Raw genomic sequence first — 3,608 nt, forward strand, 5'->3', positions numbered from 1 at the left:
TAAGAGACACCCCTACCCGCCCCTGACTTGCTACAGGTTGCTGCCTCAGGGGCAAAACCCGAGGCCAAGCCGGTAACGGCGGCGCTACTGGCGGCTGAGCGCCAGACCAAGCAACAGCGGCGGCGGTTTTCGCCTGAGGCTTTGCTGGGTACTTGGCGACTGCGGTTTTCGGCCCCTAAAAAGCCGGCCTATAAATCTGGCCAACCGACGGGCAGCGGGTTTTATATGCCGGGTATAGCGGTCGCTACTCTCAGCTTTAGCCGCGATCGCGACGCCGCCGACCAACTGACTATCCAAAACCAGCTGCGGGTGGGGCCGCTCAAATTACGGTTTACGGGGCCAGCCAAATTTTTGTCTAAAAAGAATCTGCTCGCCTTTGACTTTGTCCGTCTCCAGCTGTTGGTGGGTAGCCTGACGCTGATCAATCTGCCCCTGCGCGGTAAAACAGCCCAGGATGACTTCGCCACCACCGCCGTGGGCAAGCTACCCTTCTTTGCGTTTTTTGCTGCTGCCGAAGACTATATTGCGGCCCGAGGCCGGGGGGGTGGCCTCGCCCTATGGGTTAAGGCTGACAATCACTAGCTGACAATCAATCAAGATAGGGCTGAAACCCTGAGAACCAATACCCTAGCTATGCAATAGCTGCCCTAAAAACAGCACCAGGCCAAAGGCCAGCAGGCCCAGCATGACATTGCCAAAGCCACCCAGGTAGGGCTGCGACAGATCGCGCCGAAAATCGCAGTTGAGGCAGACATATTCGCTTTCGCCATGGCGAACAACGCTGTGGCGACGACACTGAGGGCACTCGATCTGAGGGTCGTGGGGTTGGTGGTAGGGAACAAGCATGGGGTATCCTCTGGCTAGCTGGTTTATGTATGTCATATGTCATTCGCTCGCGCGACAGCGATGCCCATCGAGCAAATTTTTCGGCTCCGTTGCTATTCATTAGTGAAAGAAATACCTAGGGTGTGACACTTTATTTTTCTGGCCGACCTGTGCCGACGCACACAAAACCTCTGAAACCTTTGCCGTAGCTTTGTATATCAAGTAGATATCTTATGTATATTGATTTTGGGCATATTCCTATGGGCCCTGCTGTTGACAAGGAGAACCTATGAATAGGAAGTTGGTCAGCTATCGGTTGGCGGATGATCTGCAAGCGGCGCTCAAGACTCGGGCGAGTCGCGAAGGTATTTCTGCCACTGAGTTGGTCAATCGGCTGCTGCGCCAGGGCTTGGCGATGGATGTAGCAACCGATGGAATGCAGCAGCGGGTGTCACAGTTAGAGCATCTCTTGCACCAATTAGAAAGACGAGTCGTTGTTCAGGCGGTGGGCGATGGCCAGGGAGCCGTCGCTGACTGTCCTGGTGAACCGGCGATGGCTGCGGCTGACGGGTTGCCAACCCGGTTGTTGGCCCTAGAGCAAAAGCTGGATGCGTTAACGATGGGTGTGGAGGAGGGGCGTCACTATCTACAGCAACTGCATCGTTCAGTCTTGGGGATTTCGGCTCTGGAGATGCCTCAGGGTTCTGCCCCATCTGTCCCCAAATTGTCTATCCCAGCGCCAAGCATCTACCCACCAGAGCGGTCGGAGGAGGTTGTGCAGTTGCCCCTGGCGACCCTGCGCAAACTGCTAGCTGACCAGTCTGATTAGGTACTGTCTTGCCCTGGGTCTACTCTCACAGGAGTTCACCATGGGAATTCGGCGCGTTTTACTAGACGAGGGGTTGTTGCTAGAGCTGTTGTTTGGTCGTCCCTTGCCGATGGGCCAGGGCGATCGCCTGTGGGATCTCTTTTTGCAGGGGCAGGTCGAGGGGTACGTCACAGATGTGGCCTTGGCACAGGCGGGGCGCTATGCCTTAAAGTCACGCGATCAGACCCTGGCAAAGATGACGTTAGAGCAGTTGTGTAGGCTGTTTCATGGCTGCCCGATCGACCCGGTAATGCTATATACAGCCCAGCGATCGCAGCTGGGGCTGCCCTTTGCCCTCCAGGCCGCCGTGGTGACGCAACTGGGGCTCGACGGCATTGTTACCCATCGCCCCCTCGACTATGTGACGGGCAATGGCGTAGACGAGGTACTGGTCTACACCCCTGGGTTCCTGTTGGCTAACTGCGCGCTGGGCTATGTCGATGCCCAACGCAGTGGGCTAGAAACCCAGTACCAAGAGGATGTGGCGATGGAGCATCGGGCTTGGCTAGGTCGCCTGGAGCATGTGGAAGTGTGCTGTGGCCAAGCACGCCCGACCGCCACGGTACGACTGCAAACTCCCCTGGGCTATATCTGCCAGGAAACGGCCTCCGGGGTCGGGCCAGTGGATGCGGCCTTGAGAGCGCTAAACCTGGCGGTCAATCAATTTATCCCGGTGGAGGATGTGCGCATGGTGCACTACCGCTGCCTGGCCACCACCGCCGATTCGCCCGTGTCGGCGGTGGTGCTGCTAGAGCGACAGATGGCGCTGTTTCCGGGGCGGGGTATGCACCCCGATGTGGTGATGGCGTCGATTGAGGCCTACCTCGATGCGCTGGGGTATTTGATATTGTGCGATCGCCTGTGAGACCGAATCCTGGTTACATACCCCCGATTGCTAGGGGCATAGCCTGCTATGCCCCTACGAAGTTCCTAATTGTGAATCGGGGTTTTCCGCAGCGGATTTGCTCTGAAAATAAGCTAGCTCTAGGGGGATAAGTGCGTGATTAGCTGACAGCTTTGCTGAGGTCAACTTGATAACCCAGCTTTTCGAGCCGACGCTGCAACCGTTTGACCACAGTTATCCCGTAACGGAGTCACGACCAAGGGAGTCACGGCTAAAATTTCAAGAAGCGAATCAACATGTACAGGCCAATGGCGGCCAGTTGCAGGGCCGCCATCGGCAGGCCGTACCGCAAAAATGTTTGAAATGAAATGGGCTTGCCGTGTTGCTCGGCGATCCCCGCCGCCACAATATTTGAGGAGGCGCCGACGAGGGTGCCATTGCCCCCCAGGGTGGCACCATACATCATGGCGTAGAACAGGGGCAGCACCTCAACCGGCAGATTCCCGGTAAAATCTGGATCGAGAATGTTGGGGGCGGCCAGATCCACCGTCACCAGGTACTGCTTTAACAGCGGCACCATCGCCACCACCAGGGGAATGTTGGGAATCAGGCTGGACAGGAAACCGACGACCCCCAGCAGCACGATCGCACCCAGAACAATATTTTTGCCGATCAGTAGGGCCAGAATGCCGGATGCACTGCTGAGCACACCGGTTTTCTCCAGACCGCCGATCAGCACAAACACGCTCATAAAAAAGACCAGGGTGCTCCAGTCCACATCCTTAAAAATGTTTTGCACCGAGTCGATGCCGCTGTGGTGGGCAATCAGCAGACACAGGGCTGCCCCCGACAGGGCCACCGTGGCTGGGGAGAGCGGCACCGGAAACGATTCTCCTACCACAAATAGCCCTAAGACTAGGGCCACAATCACCCCCATCAGCGCCCTTAACGGGTGACAAGGGTACTCAACGTCATGCGGTACAGGGCTTTGAGACAATAAAGGGGACAAAAAATAGGGAGCCTCAGTGCAGCTCCCCTAAACCAATATGTTTCCTGCATCCTACCAAACCA

The 3,608-nt window shown here is 56.7% G+C and carries 4 protein-coding genes and 1 pseudogene; 3 read left to right on the forward strand and 2 right to left on the reverse strand.

The window, feature by feature from the left end; all coding sequences use genetic code 11:
* The first annotated feature begins 27 nt into the window (after window positions 1-27).
* Entirely contained in the window at window positions 28-582 is a 555-nt protein-coding gene (locus tag IQ254_RS30215) for a hypothetical protein (protein WP_193969841.1), read from the forward strand.
* Window positions 583-627: 45 nt separating this feature from the next.
* Here the strand turns inward: IQ254_RS30215 and IQ254_RS30220 are convergent, their stop codons facing one another.
* On the reverse strand, window positions 628-846 hold the full coding sequence (locus tag IQ254_RS30220) for a hypothetical protein (RefSeq protein WP_193969842.1): 219 nt from the start codon (window positions 844-846) through the stop codon (window positions 628-630).
* Between the two features lie 268 nt (window positions 847-1,114).
* On the opposite strand from IQ254_RS30220, the gene IQ254_RS30225 reads away from it, so the two are divergent.
* Both IQ254_RS30225 and IQ254_RS30230 read left to right on the forward strand, forming a co-directional pair.
* On the forward strand, window positions 1,115-1,654 hold the full coding sequence (locus tag IQ254_RS30225; RefSeq protein ID WP_193969843.1) for a hypothetical protein: 540 nt from the start codon (window positions 1,115-1,117) through the stop codon (window positions 1,652-1,654).
* A gap of 40 nt (window positions 1,655-1,694) precedes the next feature.
* Complete coding sequence (locus IQ254_RS30230; RefSeq protein ID WP_193969844.1) at window positions 1,695-2,558, forward strand: alpha-isopropylmalate synthase regulatory domain-containing protein; 864 nt, start codon at window positions 1,695-1,697, stop codon at window positions 2,556-2,558.
* 250 nt (window positions 2,559-2,808) lie between these two features.
* On the opposite strand, the pseudogene IQ254_RS30235 reads toward IQ254_RS30230, so the two are convergent.
* Window positions 2,809-3,510, reverse strand: a pseudogene (locus IQ254_RS30235) (SLC13 family permease); the annotation flags it as partial.
* Between the last annotated feature and the right edge of the window lie 98 nt (window positions 3,511-3,608).

This window comes from Nodosilinea sp. LEGE 07088, from assembly GCF_015207395.1.
GTDB lineage: Bacteria > Cyanobacteriota > Cyanobacteriia > Phormidesmidales > Phormidesmidaceae > Nodosilinea.